This window comes from Arthrobacter sorbitolis (assembly GCF_054510995.1).
This window is the reverse complement of sequence record NZ_JBTNDM010000001.1, coordinates 296,214-310,553: the sequence shown is the minus strand read 5'-3', so window position 1 is coordinate 310,553 and position 14,340 is coordinate 296,214. Positions and strand designations below refer to the sequence as shown.

The following is a 14,340-nucleotide window of genomic DNA, read 5'->3' as shown; positions in this document are numbered from 1 at the left end:
GCACCACCTATTCGCACCGTCCGGGGTTGTCCGTGCACCAGCCGAGGTACTCGTCGACGTAGCGCAGGTGCTCCGCGTACGTCTCGGAGAACTTCGTCTCGCCGGTGTCGAGGTTCACCGTCACCCAGAAGTAGAAGGGGACGTCCGCCGGGTTGACCGTCGCGTCGATGGCCTCGTCGCCGGGTGAGCCGATGGGCCCCTTCGGCAGGCCGGGGTTCGCGTAGGTGTTGTACGGGTTGGAGGTGTCCTGCTTCTCCTCGTCGGTCAGCTGGTAGCTGCGCTTGCCGAGACCGTAGGTGACGGACGCGTCGGACTGGATGAAGCCGCTCGTCTCCGTGTTGCCGGGGGTGAGGCGGTTGTTGATGGCGCCCGCGACCGTCGCGTAGTCGCCCTGCTGGGCCTCGGCCTGCACGATGCTCGCGATCGTCAGGATCCGGTACTGCTCGGCCGGGTCCGTGACGCCGTCCTCGGCGAGGCGGTCGGTCGTGGACCGGACCATCTCGGTGATGATGTCCGTGGCGGTCGCCTCGACGTCGAAGCGGTACTCCCCGGGGTGCAGGTAGCCCTCGAGCGACAGGGCCTCCGCCGGGAGGCCGAACTGGGTGGGGTCGGCGGCGAGGGCGTCGAACTCGGCCCGCGGGATGCCGGTGGAGGTGCTGAGGATGTCGAAGACCTCGCCCTGGCGGAGGTCGCGTGCCACCGCGGCGTACGAGACGAGCGAGGGATCGTCGCCGAGCAGTGCCTCGGCCGCGTCCGCGGCGGGCATCTGCAGGCGCATCTCGTACTCGCCCGGCTGGACCTCGCGGCCGTCGGCGATGGCCCCGAGGGCCTCGACGAAGGTCGCGGAGTCGGCCACGATGTCGGCGCTCTCGAGGCCCGTGCCGATGGCGAGGGCGCCGGCGCCCTCGGTCACGGAGAAGACGGTCTCCTCGCCTCCCGGGCCGGCGTAGTCGGTGACGTCGTTCAGGCCGAGCAGGTCGCGCAGCATCATGGCGACGCCGAAGACCGTCCCCGCGAAGAGCATGAGGACCACGAGCATGACGACGGTGCGCCGGAGGCGCCTGCGCCTCTTCGCCTTCGACGGCGGGCGGCGCTTCGTGGGGCGGGCAGTGTCCTGGTCCGCGAAGAACTGCTCGACGGGCTCCGGATGCTCGTAGCCGTCGGCGTGCTGCTCCTCGGATCCGTGGGACGCCGGGGAATGGCGGGTGTGGTTGTTCACGACTCCGGATCCCTCCTGCTGGGCGAACTGTCCTTGATAACCGGCTCCTCTGTAGGGGTCAGCAGCGGGCTCTGGGCACCCTCTGCAGAACGCACAGGAACCGGATCCCCCACGTCCCGTTCGCGTGAACGTTGCGTGTCGATGGCGTGCTGGAGTATTTCGACAGCAGCCACCTGATCAACAACCTTACGATGCTCACGGCTGCTCAGACCAGCCGCATGCAGTGAGCGGTGGGCCGACACCGTGCTCAGCCGCTCGTCCACCAAGCGTACCGGCACCGCCAGGGACTGTCTCCGGAGTTCCCCGACGACCAGCGCGGCGTAGGTCCTCGCCATCTCCGCCGACGCACCCTCCTGCCCGCTGAGGTTCTTGGGGAGTCCCACGATGATCTGCACCGCGCCGCGCTCGGACGCCTCGCGCACGAGGATCCTCACGTCGCTGTTCTTCCGGGGGTCGCGCTTGAGGGTGCGGATCGGAGTGGCGATCAGCCCGTCCCGGTCGCAGCCGGCCAGCCCCACACGGACCTGCCCGACGTCGACGCCCAGCTTGGGCCCGCGGGGGTAGGGAGCGGTGCCCGGGGCGGGCCCCGCTCCCCCGCCGTCGCCCGCTGTCGCGGCCGTCAGCGTTCCGCCACCGCGGTACGGATGGCGGCCAGCGCCTCGGGGATGCGGGTGGCATCGGATCCGCCGCCCTGTGCGACGTCGTCCTTGCCGCCGCCACCGCCACCGAGGATCTTCGCGGCGGTCCGCACCAGCGCACCGGCCTTGACGCCGGCGCCGCGTGCGGCCTCGTTGGTCGCGACGAGCACGAGCGGACGGTCCTGCGAGACGGCCGTCGCCGCGACGACTGCCGCGTCCGATCCGAGCCGCCCACGCAGGTCGAGCACGAGCGTCCGCAGGTCGTCGGCACCGCCGATCTCGCCGGCATCGTGCGCGATGAGGCGGACGCCGTCGACGTCCACCGCGGTGTCGACGAGCGAGCCGGCGGCGACCGCGAGCTGTTCCTTCCGCAGCCGCTCGAGCTCACGCTCGGCGGTCTTCAGCTTGGCCAGCGTCGCCGAGAGGCGTTCGGGGAGCTGCGCGGAGGGCACCTTCAGCAGGTCGGAGAGCTCGGAGACCAGGGCGCGCTCGGCGGCGAGATGCCGGAAGGCGTCCAGGCCGACGAGGGCCTCGACCCGCCTGTTGCCCGATCCGACGGACTGCTCGCCGAGCAGGGTGAGGCTGCCGATGAGCGACGTCGAGGCGACGTGCGTGCCGCCGCAGAGCTCGCGGGAAAACTCGGCGTTCATCTCGACCACGCGCACGGTGTCGCCGTAGGCCTCGCCGAAGAGGGCTGTGGCCCCCAGCGCCTTCGCGTCGGCGAGGGACATGATCTTCGTCTCGACCTCGTAGTTGTTGCGGATCGCGATGTTCGAGACCTCCTCGATCTCCGAGCGGGCCGCGGCGCTGATGCCCTCGCCCCAGGAGAAGTCGAAGCGGAGGTAGCCGGCCTTGTTGAACGATCCGCGCTGCAGGGCCTCGGGGCCGAGGATCTCGTGGAGTGCCGCGTGGACGATGTGCGTGCCCGAGTGGGCCTGCTCCCCCGCGTGCCGGCGCTGCCGGTCGACGGCGGCGGTCGCGTGCGCGCCCTGCGCCACCTCGCCCTCACGGACGACGGCGCGGTGGACGCTCAGGCCCTTGACCGGCCGCTGGACGTCGAGGACCTCGACGACGAAGCCGTCGCCCGTGATCAGCCCGACGTCGGCCGCCTGGCCGCCCGCCTCGGCGTAGAACGGCGTCCGGTCGAGGACGAGCTCGATCTCGTCGCCCTGCAGGGCGCTCGCGATCGACTGCCCCTTGGTCAGCAGGCCGAGGACCGTGGCCTCGGAGGTGAGCTCGTCGTAGCCGGTGAAGACCGTCTGCCCGCGACCGAGCAGTTCGGTGAACGCGGAGAGGTCGGCGTGCCCGGCCTTCTTGCCGCGGGCGTCGGCCTGGGCGCGCTGCCGCTGCTCCAGCATGAGGGAGCGGAACCCCTCGGCGTCGACGGCGAGACCCGCCTCCTCCGCCATCTCGAGGGTGAGGTCGATCGGGAAACCGTAGGTGTCGTGCAGGGCGAAGGCGTCCTGTCCGGAGAGGGGGCGCTCCTCCGCCAGGGACTCGCGGACCGCTTCCTCGAGCCGCGCGGTGCCCGAGGCGATGGTGCGCAGGAACGCCTTCTCCTCTGCGTAGGCGATGCGGCTGATCCGCTCGAAGTCCTGCTCGACCTCGGGGTAGACACCCTTCATGGCGTCGCGCGACGCCGGGAGGAGGTCCGGCAGGCACGCCTTCTCCACGCCGAGGAGCCGCATGGCGCGGACGGCCCGGCGGATGAGCCGGCGCAGCACGTAGCCGCGGCCCTCGTTGGAGGGCGTCACGCCGTCGGCGATGAGCATCAGGGAGGACCGGATGTGGTCGGCGACGACACGCATGCGGACGTCGTCGGTGTGGTGCGGGTCGTCCGGGGACTCGGCGCTGGTGTAGGTCCTGCCGCTGAGGGCCGCGGCGCGGTCCAGCACGGGGCGCACCTGGTCCGTCTCGTACATGTTCTCGACGCCCTGCAGGATCATCGCGAGGCGCTCGAGGCCGAGGCCGGTGTCGATGTTCTTCTTCGGGAGTTCGCCGAGGATGTCGAAGTCGTCCTTGCCGGTGCCCTCGCCGCGCTGGTACTGCATGAAGACGAGGTTCCAGATCTCCACGTACCGGGTGTCGTCCGCCTCGGGGCCGCCGTCGATACCGTACGCGGGGCCGCGGTCGTAGAAGATCTCCGAGCAGGGACCGGCGGGGCCGGGCTGGCCGGTGGACCAGTAGTTGTCCTTCTTGCCCATCCTCTGGATGCGCTCGGCGGGGACGCCGATGGTGTCCCGCCAGATCCCGAGCGCCTCCTCGTCCTCGTGGTACACGGTGATCCAGAGGCGCTCCGCGGGCAGGCCGAACCCGCCGTCGGCCACCTCGCTGGTCAGCAGGGTCCAGGCGAGGCGGATCGCCTCGGCCTTGAAGTAGTCGCCGAACGAGAAGTTGCCGCACATCTGGAAGAACGTGCCGTGGCGGGCGGTCTTGCCGACCTCCTCGATGTCACCCGTGCGGATGCACTTCTGGACGCTCGTCGCCCGGGCATAGGGGGCGACCTCCCGCGCCGTCAGGTACGGGATGAAGGGCACCATCCCGGCGACGGTGAACAGCAGCGACGGGTCGGAGGAGATGAGCGACGCCGAGGGCACGACCGTGTGCCCGTTCTTCTCGAAGTAGCTCAGCCAGCGGCTGGCGATCTCGTGGGACTTCATGGGGCGATCCTTCGGTGAGGGGGCGGGGCGCGGGCAGCGCGGGCCGGGCGCGGACGGCGCCGGCGGGAACGGCCGGGCGCCCGGAGGACCTGGACGGTCCTCGCGGCAGGTCGGCGCGGGGCGACGGCGGCCGCACGGCGTCCGTTCCGGCGCCTCGGGGCGGCGGAACGGTCGGGTGGTCCTAGCGGAGCGAGCGGCGGGGTGCGGGAGCGGCGTCGCTCGCCTCCGGGGCGGCTGGGGCGGCCGGGGGTTCGACACCGAGGGCGGCGCGGAGGTCGTTCTCGCGCTCCGACATGGCAGAGCGCAGGGCGTCGGCGAAATCGGCGATGCTGTCGCTGATCTGGCCGACGGCGCGGTTGAGGCCCTCGGGGCCGAGGTTGGACTTCGCCTTCGACACCTTGCGCACGGCGACGACGCCGATCGTGACGCCGGCTGCAAGCCAGAACACTCTTCTGATCATCGTTCTCTCCGGTTCGTTGGGGGCTAGCGGCTGCGGCGGCGGCGCGCGGGGGACGTACGGCCGGCGAGGGCCGTGCGGACGCCGTACGAGAACGCCGACACCTTGATGAGCGGCGCACCGATCGTCGCGGCGACCAGCGATGACAGGGCGGAGATGTTGGCCGACGCGTCCGACACGTTCGAGGTGATGCCGTCGACGGTCTTCAGCTGCTGGTGCGTGGTGCTCACGGTGCTCGTGACCTCCCCGATCAGCGGCGTGGTCTCGTCGGTGACGGTGCGGATGGCCTTGCGCAGCTCGTCGAACACACGGCCGAGCTTGAGGATCGGCACGGCCAGCAGCAGGACCAGGACGGCGAACACGCCAGCAGCTATCAGGCCGGCAATATCTCCACCTGACATGGGCGGTCTCCTTTACGCAGGGGCCGCCCCCGGGGGCGGCATCAGAATTCTTGCTCTTCGTACCTTACAGAACGAAGAGCCCGTGGCGGGTGCCACGGGCTCTTCGTGCGTGCGTCTCACTGCACCGGCGGACTGCTCCGTCGGATGGGGCGACTAGCGTGCGTAGTACTCGACGACGAGCTGCTCTTCGCAGGTCACGGGGACCTCGGAGCGCTTCGGGCGGCGCACGAGGCGCGCCTGGAGCTTGTCGAGCTGCACGTCCAGGTAACCCGGGACGGCGGGCAGGACGTCGCGGTGCGCACCTGCGGCAGCAACCTGCAGGGGGACCATGGTCTCGCTGCGGCTGTGGACGTGGATGAGCTGGCCTTCGGCCACCCGGAACGACGGGCGGTCCACGCGGGCGCCGTCGACCATGATGTGACGGTGCACGATGAGCTGGCGGGCCTGGGCGCTCGTGCGGGCGAAGCCGGCACGGAGCACGAGGGCGTCGAGGCGCATCTCGAGCAGTTCGATGAGGTTCTCACCCGTGAGGCCCGCGGTGCGGCGGGCTTCCTCGAAGACACGGGCCATCTGTGCCTCGCGGATGTTGTACTGGGCGCGCAGGCGCTGCTTTTCGCGCAGGCGTACGGCGTAGTCGCTGTCCTGCTTGCGACGCGCACGGCCGTGCTGGCCCGGCGCGTACGGCCGGCGCTCGAGGTACTTCTCGGCCTTCGGGGTCAGGGCGATGCCGAGGGCCCGCGAGATGCGGACCTTCCGGCGGGCACGTGTGTTGTTAGCCACGTTTACCTTTCGATGTTTTTGCGGCGAAGAAGCGGACTCGCGCCACGAGGGCGTCCGCACTTCCTTGTGTCGCTGGCCTCCTCTTGCGGAGAGCCGGGATTGGCCGCTTCCCGGTACTACAGTCCGCCGCGACCCTGGCCGCCGATCCGCGCGACGCCGCAGGACAACCTGCAGCGGAACACGGGAGGACGGCTGGTACACGACGACTTGCCAGTCAGCGACCAACTTTAGCAGTCGCGCGGCCGCGCGGCCGAATCGACCGGAATGGTCGGGCCGGCCGCGTCGCGGGTTGCCTCCTGGGGTCCGCTACTTCCCGCGGATGATCCTGCGCAGCCGCGCCAGGCGGGCCGAGATGTCCCGTTCCGTGCCCCGGTCCGACGGCTGGTAGTAGTCGCGCCCCACGAGGTCGTCGGGGGCGTACTGCTGCAGGGCGATCCCGTGCGGTTCGTCGTGCGAGTAGAGGTACCCCTTCCCGTGGCCGAGCTGCGACGCGCCGGGGTAGTGCGCGTCCCGCAGATGGGGAGGGATCCCCTGTCCGCGGCCCGCCCGTACGTCCGCGATGGCTGCATTGATGCCGAGATAGGCGGCGTTGGACTTCGGCGCGGTGGCGATGTGCACCACAGCCTCGGCGAGGATGATGCGCGCCTCCGGCATGCCGACGAGCTGCACCGCCTGGGCGGCCGCGACGGCGGTCTGCAGCGCCGTCGGATCGGCCATGCCCACGTCCTCCGCCGCGGAGATCATGAGCCGCCGTGCGATGAACCGGGGATCCTCGCCGGCCTCGAGCATCCGGGCGACGTAATGCAGTGCCGCGTCCACGTCCGAGCCGCGCAGCGACTTGATGAACGCGCTCGCGACGTCGTAGTGCTGGTCCCCCGCGCGGTCGTAGCGCAGCGCGGCGACGTCCACCGCCTTCTCGGCGTGCTCGAGGGTCACGAGGACGGGCAGGGCCTTCCGGGCCCCACCGTCCCCCTGGTCCCCGTCCTCGTCGTCCTCGTCGTCTCCCGCGCCGTGCCTCCCGGGCCGGGCCCGCCCCGGACCGGCCGTGTGCTCGTCGTGCGTGTCGCGCTCGGAGCGGGCCACGCCGGCGGCCGCCTCCAGGGCGGTCAGGCCGCGCCGCGCGTCCCCGGCGGCGAGCCGCACGAGGTGCTCGAGCGCCTCCGGGGACATCTCCACCGTCCCGGCGAGGCCGCGCTCGTCCTCGACGGCGCGCTCGAGCAGGCCCCGGATGTCCGCCTCGTCGAGCGGCCGGAGGGTCTGCAGCAGGGAGCGTGACAGCAGCGGCGACACGACGGAGAACGAGGGGTTCTCCGTCGTGGCCGCGATCAGGACGACCCACCCGTTCTCCACGCCCGGCAGCAGGGCGTCCTGCTGGGCCTTGTTGAAGCGGTGGATCTCGTCGAGGAACAGCACCGTCGTCTGCCGGTACAGGTCGCGCGAGGTGAGGGCCTCGTCCATGACGCGCCGCACGTCCTTGACTCCCGCGGTGATGGCGGACAGCTCGACGAACGTCCGCCCCTGTCCCCGCGCGATGACGTGGGCGAGCGTCGTCTTGCCGGTGCCCGGCGGGCCCCACAGGATCACCGACGACGGCGCGGCATGCGCCCCGGGGTCGTGCTCGCCCGCGAGGGTCCGCAGCGGCGACCCCCGTCCCAGCAGGTGCTGCTGGCCGACCACCTCGTCGAGGGAGCGCGGCCGCATGCGGACCGCGAGGGGGCTGCGCGGCCGACCGGCGCCCGCAGCACGCGTCCCGGCGGCGGAGGCGTCCGCCTCGTCGTCGTCCGCGGCCGCGCTGAATAGATCATTCACAGCGTCAACGTTACTGTGGGCCACTGACCGAACCCCCGACCGAGCCCTTGACCGACCCCTCGGCCGGACCGAAGGAGCGCCGTGTCCACGACCAGGTCCGTGCTCGTCGAGGCCCGCCGCCTCGACGGCTGGCTGCAGCGGTTCCGCGAACGCAACGGCGCGTACATCGTGCAGCAGGCGGGACGCCCGGACGGCTCCCTCGAGATCGTCGCCGGGAACGGCTGCCGGGCTGTGCTGACGCCACCCCTCCCCCGGGCCCCGTCCGCCGCGGCCGACGGCGGCGACCCGGTCGCCTCCCTGCTGTCCGGCGTCGATCCGACGGCTCCGGTGGGGTTGCTGCTCATCCGGCGGGGCGGGTATTCAGTGGGTGTGGCGCGCGACGGCGTCGTCCTGTCCTCGAAGACCGGTACCCGCTACGTCCAGGGCCGGACCGCCGCCGGCGGCTGGTCCCAGCAACGCTTCGCGCGGCGACGCGCGAACCAGGCCGACGCCCTCGTGGAGGAGACGGCGGCACGTGCCGCCGCCATCTTCGCCGAGCACCGGCCGTCGTGCCTGCAGCTCGGGGGCGACAGGACCCTGGCGGCGGCGGCGCTCGGGGAGCCGGTCCTCGCCGCCGTCGCACGGCTCCCGCAGGTACCCTTCCTGACCGTGCCGGATCCACGGTTCGCCGTCCTGAAGGAGGCTGCCGGATCGGCACTCTCCCTCCGGATCACGGTGACCAATCCGCCCGACGCCCCGTGACCGGCCGGGATGATGCCGGCAGACGTCGGCTCAGGCGGACCGGGACGCCGCGGACCGCAGGGCCGAGATGGCCGCATCGGCGTCGTCGGCCCCGTAGACGGAGGAGCCTGCGACGAAGACCGTCGCTCCCGCGTCGGCGGCGCGGAGGATGGTGTCCTCCGTGATCCCGCCGTCCACCTGGATCACGAGCGGAAGGCCTGCACCGCGGATGGCTTCGGCCGCGCGGCGGATCTTCGGCAGCGTGACGTCCAGGAAGGACTGTCCTCCGAAGCCCGGCTCGACGGTCATGACGAGCAGCATGTCCAGCTCACCGAGGAGGTCGAGGTAGGGCTCCACGGGTGTGGCGGGCCGGAGCGCCATGCCGGCCCTGGCTCCCGCGTCCCGGAGTTCGCGGGCCAGCTTGACGGGTGCGGCCGCCGCCTCGGCGTGGAAGGTGACGGACGCCGCCCCGGCCTCGGCGTACTGCGGAGCCCAGCGGTCGGCGTCCTCGATCATGAGGTGCACGTCGAGCGGCAGCGTGCTGACCTCCTGAATGCGCCGGACCACGGGCAGGCCCAGGGTCAGGTTCGGCACGAAGTGGTTGTCCATCACGTCCACGTGCACCGCGTCCGCGGAGCCGATGCGCTGCAGCTCCGCCTGCAGGTTGGCGAAGTCCGCCGAGAGGATGCTCGGGTGGATGCGGAGGTGGGTCACGGCCGTTCCTTTCGTTGCGGGCACGCTGGGCGCCTTCGGGTCGACGACGGGCGCGCTCATTCCCCGGGCGTCCTGCGGATGAGCGCGAGGTACATGGCGTCCGTGCCGTGCACGTGCGGCCACAGCTGCGCGCTCGTGCCGTGCCCGGCGCCGAGCGGTCCGCCGATGCTCACGGCATCGAGCGCAGCGCCGGCGTCCAGGCGCTCGAAACCGGTACGCTTCCGCAGGCAGTCCTCGACGACGGCCTCGGTCTCGGCGTGGTGCGGGGAGCACGTCACGTACGCGACGACACCCCCGGGTGCGACGGCGTCGAGGGCGGAGGCGAGGAGCTCCCGCTGGAGCGGGGCGAGGCTCACCAGGTCGGCGGGCTTGCGGCGCCACCGGGATTCCGGCCGGCGCCGCAGCGCACCGAGTCCTGTGCAGGGGGCGTCGACGAGCACGCGGTCGTAGTGCTCCGGCTGTTCCTGCCCGAGCTCGCGGCCGTCCCCGACCCGCACGGTCCAGGACTCCTCCGGCAGGGGGCGCAGCGCCTGCCGCACCAGCTGGGCACGGTGCGGTACGGGCTCGACGGCCGTCAGGTGGATGCCGGTGTCCCGGCCGAGTGCCGCCAGCAGGGCCGTCTTGCCGCCGGGGCCGGCGCACAGGTCGAGCCACTGCTCGGGGCCGCCCGTCCGCCGGTCCCCGAGGGGGACGGCGGCGAGGGCGCGGGCCACGAGCTGGGAGCCCGAGTCCTGGACGCGGACGGTGCCGGTCGAGATACCGGGGAGGCGGCTGACGTCGCCGCCGGAGTAGTAGGCCGAGTCGGGGGCGAGGCGTCCCGGTTCGGCTCCTTCACGGAGGGCGTCGTCGAGCGTGGCGAGGCCCGGCAGGGCCACGAGGTGCACGACGGGCGCGGCGTTGTCGGCGGCGAGCAGCGCGTCGATCTCGGCGGCGTCGCGGCCGTGCGCCACGAGGGCCTGCCGCAGGGCGCGGACGATCCACTCCGGGTGGCTGTGGGTCAGGGCGGCGATCGCGGTCGCGTCCGTCATGCCGTCGACGAGTTCGGCGACCCAGCCGTCGAGGTCGTGCGCCGTCACCTTGCGGAGCACGGCGTTCACGAGAGACGACGGGCCGGCGCCGACCACCGCGCGCACGAGTCCCACGGTCTGGTCGAGGGCCGCGTGGGCGGGCACGCGCATGGCGAGGAGCTGGTGGACGCCGATCCTCAGCGCGTCCAGCACCGCCGGATCCAGCCGGCCCAGGGGCCGGTCGACGCAGCGGGCGAGCACGGCGTCGTAGGTCCCCTGGCCGCGCAGCGCCCCGTAGGTCAGTTCCGTGGCGAAGCCGGCGTCGCGCCGGTCCAGCCGGTGCCTGCGGATGGCCGCCGGCAGGACCAGGTTCGCGTACGCGTCCTCGGCTGCCACGGCACGCAGGACCTCGAAGGCCACGAGGCGGGCGGGGTCGGCGCGGCGCGTGCGCTGGGCCGGGGCGGCCTGGGAGTACTGGCGCTCCCCACCGCGGTTCCGCTCACGCCCCTGGTCGTCACGGCGGCGGTTGCCTCCGCCCCCGCTCCTGCCCGCCCCGCCGGCACCGCGCGGTGAGCCCGGTCCCCGGCCGCTCCCGGCGCCCCCGGATCCCCTGTTGGACGACCTGTCCGATCCGCCGTCAGCACTCACTCGAACACCAGCTCTCCGCGCGCTGCCGCGCCTCGTGCCCAGTCCAGGGCGTTCATCATCTTCTTGCCCGCGGGCTGCAGGGCGCCGAGGACCACGGCATCGGTGCCCGTCCCGACGAGGACCTGGCGCCCGGCGACCCGCACCGTCCCGGGCGCGAGCGACGCCCCGGATGCACCGCTTCCTGCCGCGTCCGCCTCGGGTGCAGGAAGGGCCTCGGGTCCAGGAAGGAGGGGCGCGGGAGTGACGGGGCCGAGCTTCACGCGCTGCCCGTCGAGCGTGGTCCAGGCTCCGGGTTCGGGGGTCACGGCGTTGACCCGCCGGCGCACGGCGACGGCGGGCTGCGACCAGTCGATCCGGGCGTCGTCGATGGTGAGTTTCGGGGCGGAGCTCGGGTCCCCCGTCTGCGGCGTCGCCGTGATCCGGCCTGCCTCGATGCCCGACAGCGTCTGCACGAGGAGGACCGCGCCGCTGTGCGAGAGGCGTCCGAGGACCTCGCCGCTCGTCGCCGAGGGCTCGAGGGTCTCCGTCATGACCCCGAACACGGGGCCGGTGTCGAGCCCCTCCTCGAGGAGGAACGTGGTCGCGCCGGTGACGTCGTCCCCGGCGAGTACCGCATGCTGCACCGGGGCGGCGCCGCGCCAGGCGGGCAGCACCGAGAAGTGCAGGTTGATCCAGCCGTGCTCGGGCACGGCCAGCCCGGCCGGCGGGACGATGCCGCCGTAGGCGACGATCGCCGCCGCGTCGAGCCCGAGGGTGCCGAGGTGCTCGATCAGATCCGGCGTGAAGCGGTTGGCCTTGAGGACCGGCAACCCGAGTTCATCGGCGGCTGCCGCGACCGGGCTCGGCGTCAGGACCTTCCGGCGTCCCAGGGGCGCGTCGACGCGGGTGAGGACGGCGGCGACGTCGAAGCCCGCCTCCACGAGCGCCCTCAGCGACGGGACGGCGACCTCGGGCGTCCCCGCGAAGAGGATCCTCATCGGGTGGCCCGGCCGAACGCACCGGTCGGCCCGGTACCGCGCGGCGTCCCCGCGCCGGGGGTGAAGCTCGATCCGAGGGTCAGGGACCGCTGCGCCGCGGTCCGCGAGGTCACCCGGTTGTAGTCGGCGCTCCTGATGGCGCGGAGGGCGTTCTTGCGGTCCTCACCGGCGAGCCGGTCGATGTAGAGGGTGCCGCGCAGGTGGTCCGTCTCGTGCTGCAGGGCACGCGCGAGCATGCCGGTCCCTTCGACCACGACGTCCTGCCCGGAGGCGTCCTTGCCCGTGACGCGCGCCCACTCCGTCCGGGCGACGTAGCTGCCGAGGCCCGGCACGGACAGGCACCCCTCGACATCGGACTCGCCCTGGGAGGCGCCGTCCGTCTCGAGCACGGGGTTGACCACGTGGCCCTCGGCGCCGTCCACGCGATAGGTGAAGACCTGGAGCCCGACGCCGACCTGCGGCGCGGCGAGCCCGGCTCCCTCCACGTCGATCATGGTCTCGGTCATGTCCTCGACGAGCCGCGCGAGTTCCGGTCCGAAGTCGGTCACCGCGGCGGCCGGTGTGCGGAGGATCGGGTCGCCGATCATGCGGATACTCAGGACGGCCATCGGTGCTCGGTTCCTCGCTTCGGTCAAGGGCTGCGTGGGAGTGCGCAGGATGGACAGGGCATTGCCCGCGGCCCTGGGCCGCGAGGTACCCGTCAATCCTAGTGCCGTGACCGGGGAGGCGGCACCGGATACTGCTGCCCCCGGCGGGCCGGGGCTCGGCGGACGCACGCCTCCGTGCCCCGGCGGCCTCAGGCAGGCAGAGCCGTCCCGGTCGGCAGGGACGCGGCGGGCGGCGGACCGAGCGGCAGCAGCGCACGGCCGGCCTCCTCGGCGTCGAGTCCGGCCTCCCACGCGCGCCGCAGGGCGCAGAACCGCAGCCAGTGGTTCCTCAGCACCGCGGGGTTGGCGCGCATGGCGCGCACCTCGGTCTGCCCGACGGCGACCCCGAGGAGCAGGGGCTGGTCGCCGTGCGGCCAGGCCCGCCATTCGCCCTTCTGCGGGTCCACGAGGCATTCCTCGGCCTTCATGCCGGCGACGAGCTGCATGACCACCTTGTCGTCGAGGGCCTTGACGAAGCCGTCGCGGTCGGTGTTCTTGGTCTTGTAGTCGATGAGGCAGGTGCGCCCGCCGATGGTCGCGACGAGGTCGAGCGTCCCGGCGTAGCCGAGCGCGGTGTTCCAGACGGTCAGCTCGGGCTCCACGGGCCGGACGTCGTAGAGGCTCCACCACTCGTCGAACCGCTGGCCGAAGCCGGCCTCACCGTTCTCCTCGAGGGCGAGGCGGGCGGCGTCGAGCTCGTCGGGGCGATCGAGCGCGCGCAGCGCCACCTGCTCGCAGTAATGGTGCACGCGGGTGCCGCGGAGCGCCGCCTCGTCGCGGTAGCGCTCGGCCGCGGAGGCGGCATCCCTGACCGCGGACCGCAGCTCCGCCGGGTTGCCGAGGGCTCCGGGCAGTCGCGGGTCCCGCGAGAGCGCGCTGGCCGCCATGTGGCCGAACCAGCCGCCGAGCGACGTGGGGAGCTGGGAGATGACGGTGGTGATCGACGGGACGGAGGGCTGCTCCGAGGTGGATCGGGCGTACATCCTGCCATGGGGTGTGGCATGTGCGAGGAGCGGGGCGGTCATGGGTCCAGTCTCGCAGGTACCTCTGACAGCAGGGCTCCGCCCGCCCCCGCTGCGGCGGCACGCCGATTGGACGAACCCCCAAACGTCCTATAGAGTTTTCTCTCGTTGGAAAACGAAGAAACACCGCGAAATGCACCGCATGGAACGGCGTTCTCGGCTCTGTTTTTCTTCTGCGGACGTAGCTCAGCTGGCTAGAGCACCACCTTGCCAAGGTGGATGTCGCGGGTTCGAATCCCGTCGTCCGCTCGCAAGTCACTGTATGGCCGGATCAGTCCGGTGACCGGAGTGATCCGATTACGGTGGGGTGGCCGAGAGGCGAGGCAGCGGCCTGCAAAGCCGTCCACGCGGGTTCGAATCCCGTCCCCACCTCGGTACAGGACGAGCACCATGAGAATGGGCGATTGGCGCAGCGGTAGCGCGCTTCCCTGACACGGAAGAGGTCACTGGTTCGATCCCAGTATCGCCCACCACGGCGCCCCCTTGGGGGCGCTTTTTTGCGGACGTAGCTCAGCTGGCTAGAGCACCACCTTGCCAAGGTGGATGTCGCGGGTTCGAATCCCGTCGTCCGCTCGCAGACCGGCCCCTCCGAGGCCGGTCTTTTCTTGTGCCCCGATGTCGACGACCGGGGCCGGCGCTCC

The 14,340-nt window shown here is 72.2% G+C and carries 13 protein-coding genes and 4 tRNA genes; 5 read left to right on the top strand and 12 right to left on the bottom strand.

What is annotated here, in order from left to right:
- Positions 1–7: 7 nt before the first annotated feature.
- The 7 genes from mltG to ACX80K_RS01455 form a co-directional block, all read right to left on the bottom strand.
- The gene (gene mltG / locus ACX80K_RS01485; RefSeq protein WP_459270097.1) at positions 8–1,219 is read right to left on the bottom strand and encodes an endolytic transglycosylase MltG; all 1,212 of its coding nucleotides are present in this window, start codon (positions 1,217–1,219) and stop codon (positions 8–10) included.
- Positions 1,216–1,842, bottom strand: a complete 627-nt coding sequence (ruvX, locus tag ACX80K_RS01480; RefSeq protein ID WP_459270661.1) for a Holliday junction resolvase RuvX — start codon at positions 1,840–1,842, stop codon at positions 1,216–1,218. Before ruvX ends, mltG begins: the two co-directional genes overlap by 4 nt.
- On the bottom strand, positions 1,839–4,517 hold the full coding sequence (gene alaS / locus ACX80K_RS01475) for an alanine--tRNA ligase (RefSeq protein ID WP_459270096.1): 2,679 nt from the start codon (positions 4,515–4,517) through the stop codon (positions 1,839–1,841). The genes ruvX and alaS overlap by 4 nt, the downstream gene beginning before the upstream one ends.
- A 181-nt stretch (positions 4,518–4,698) precedes the next feature.
- Complete coding sequence (locus ACX80K_RS01470) at positions 4,699–4,977, bottom strand: DUF6167 family protein (protein WP_459270095.1); 279 nt, start codon at positions 4,975–4,977, stop codon at positions 4,699–4,701.
- A gap of 23 nt (positions 4,978–5,000) precedes the next feature.
- On the bottom strand, positions 5,001–5,375 hold the full coding sequence (locus tag ACX80K_RS01465) for a DUF948 domain-containing protein (protein ID WP_459270094.1): 375 nt from the start codon (positions 5,373–5,375) through the stop codon (positions 5,001–5,003).
- A gap of 153 nt (positions 5,376–5,528) precedes the next feature.
- Positions 5,529–6,155 carry a 30S ribosomal protein S4 gene (gene rpsD, locus ACX80K_RS01460; protein ID WP_104181758.1) on the bottom strand — a complete coding sequence of 209 codons (627 nt, stop codon included), beginning with the start codon at positions 6,153–6,155 and terminating at the stop codon, positions 5,529–5,531.
- Positions 6,156–6,461: 306 nt separating this feature from the next.
- Entirely contained in the window at positions 6,462–7,964 is a 1,503-nt protein-coding gene (locus ACX80K_RS01455) for a replication-associated recombination protein A (RefSeq protein ID WP_459270093.1), read from the bottom strand.
- A gap of 81 nt (positions 7,965–8,045) precedes the next feature.
- On the opposite strand from ACX80K_RS01455, the gene ACX80K_RS01450 reads away from it, so the two are divergent.
- A complete protein-coding gene (locus ACX80K_RS01450) occupies positions 8,046–8,705 on the top strand; it encodes an acVLRF1 family peptidyl-tRNA hydrolase (RefSeq protein ID WP_459270092.1) in 660 nt (219 codons plus the stop codon).
- Positions 8,706–8,735: 30 nt separating this feature from the next.
- Here ACX80K_RS01450 and rpe read toward each other — a convergent pair whose 3' ends face one another.
- From rpe to ACX80K_RS01425, 5 genes are all read right to left on the bottom strand, one after another.
- Positions 8,736–9,398 carry a ribulose-phosphate 3-epimerase gene (gene rpe / locus ACX80K_RS01445; RefSeq protein WP_459270091.1) on the bottom strand — a complete coding sequence of 221 codons (663 nt, stop codon included), beginning with the start codon at positions 9,396–9,398 and terminating at the stop codon, positions 8,736–8,738.
- 56 nt (positions 9,399–9,454) lie between these two features.
- Entirely contained in the window at positions 9,455–11,053 is a 1,599-nt protein-coding gene (locus ACX80K_RS01440) for an RsmB/NOP family class I SAM-dependent RNA methyltransferase (RefSeq protein WP_459270090.1), read from the bottom strand.
- On the bottom strand, positions 11,050–12,030 hold the full coding sequence (locus ACX80K_RS01435; protein ID WP_459270089.1) for a methionyl-tRNA formyltransferase: 981 nt from the start codon (positions 12,028–12,030) through the stop codon (positions 11,050–11,052). The genes ACX80K_RS01440 and ACX80K_RS01435 overlap by 4 nt, the downstream gene beginning before the upstream one ends.
- On the bottom strand, positions 12,027–12,638 hold the full coding sequence (gene def, locus ACX80K_RS01430; protein WP_459270088.1) for a peptide deformylase: 612 nt from the start codon (positions 12,636–12,638) through the stop codon (positions 12,027–12,029). The genes ACX80K_RS01435 and def overlap by 4 nt, the downstream gene beginning before the upstream one ends.
- A gap of 188 nt (positions 12,639–12,826) precedes the next feature.
- Positions 12,827–13,702 carry a cytochrome gene (locus ACX80K_RS01425; protein WP_459270087.1) on the bottom strand — a complete coding sequence of 292 codons (876 nt, stop codon included), beginning with the start codon at positions 13,700–13,702 and terminating at the stop codon, positions 12,827–12,829.
- A 172-nt stretch (positions 13,703–13,874) separates the two neighbouring features.
- Here ACX80K_RS01425 and ACX80K_RS01420 point away from each other — a divergent pair.
- The 4 genes from ACX80K_RS01420 (at position 13,875) to ACX80K_RS01405 (ending at position 14,272) form a co-directional block, all read left to right on the top strand.
- A tRNA-Gly gene (locus ACX80K_RS01420) sits at positions 13,875–13,948 on the top strand.
- 52 nt (positions 13,949–14,000) lie between these two features.
- Positions 14,001–14,071, top strand: a tRNA-Cys gene (locus ACX80K_RS01415).
- A gap of 26 nt (positions 14,072–14,097) precedes the next feature.
- A tRNA-Val gene (locus ACX80K_RS01410) sits at positions 14,098–14,172 on the top strand.
- Between the two features lie 26 nt (positions 14,173–14,198).
- A tRNA-Gly gene (locus tag ACX80K_RS01405) sits at positions 14,199–14,272 on the top strand.
- Positions 14,273–14,340: the final 68 nt, after the last annotated feature.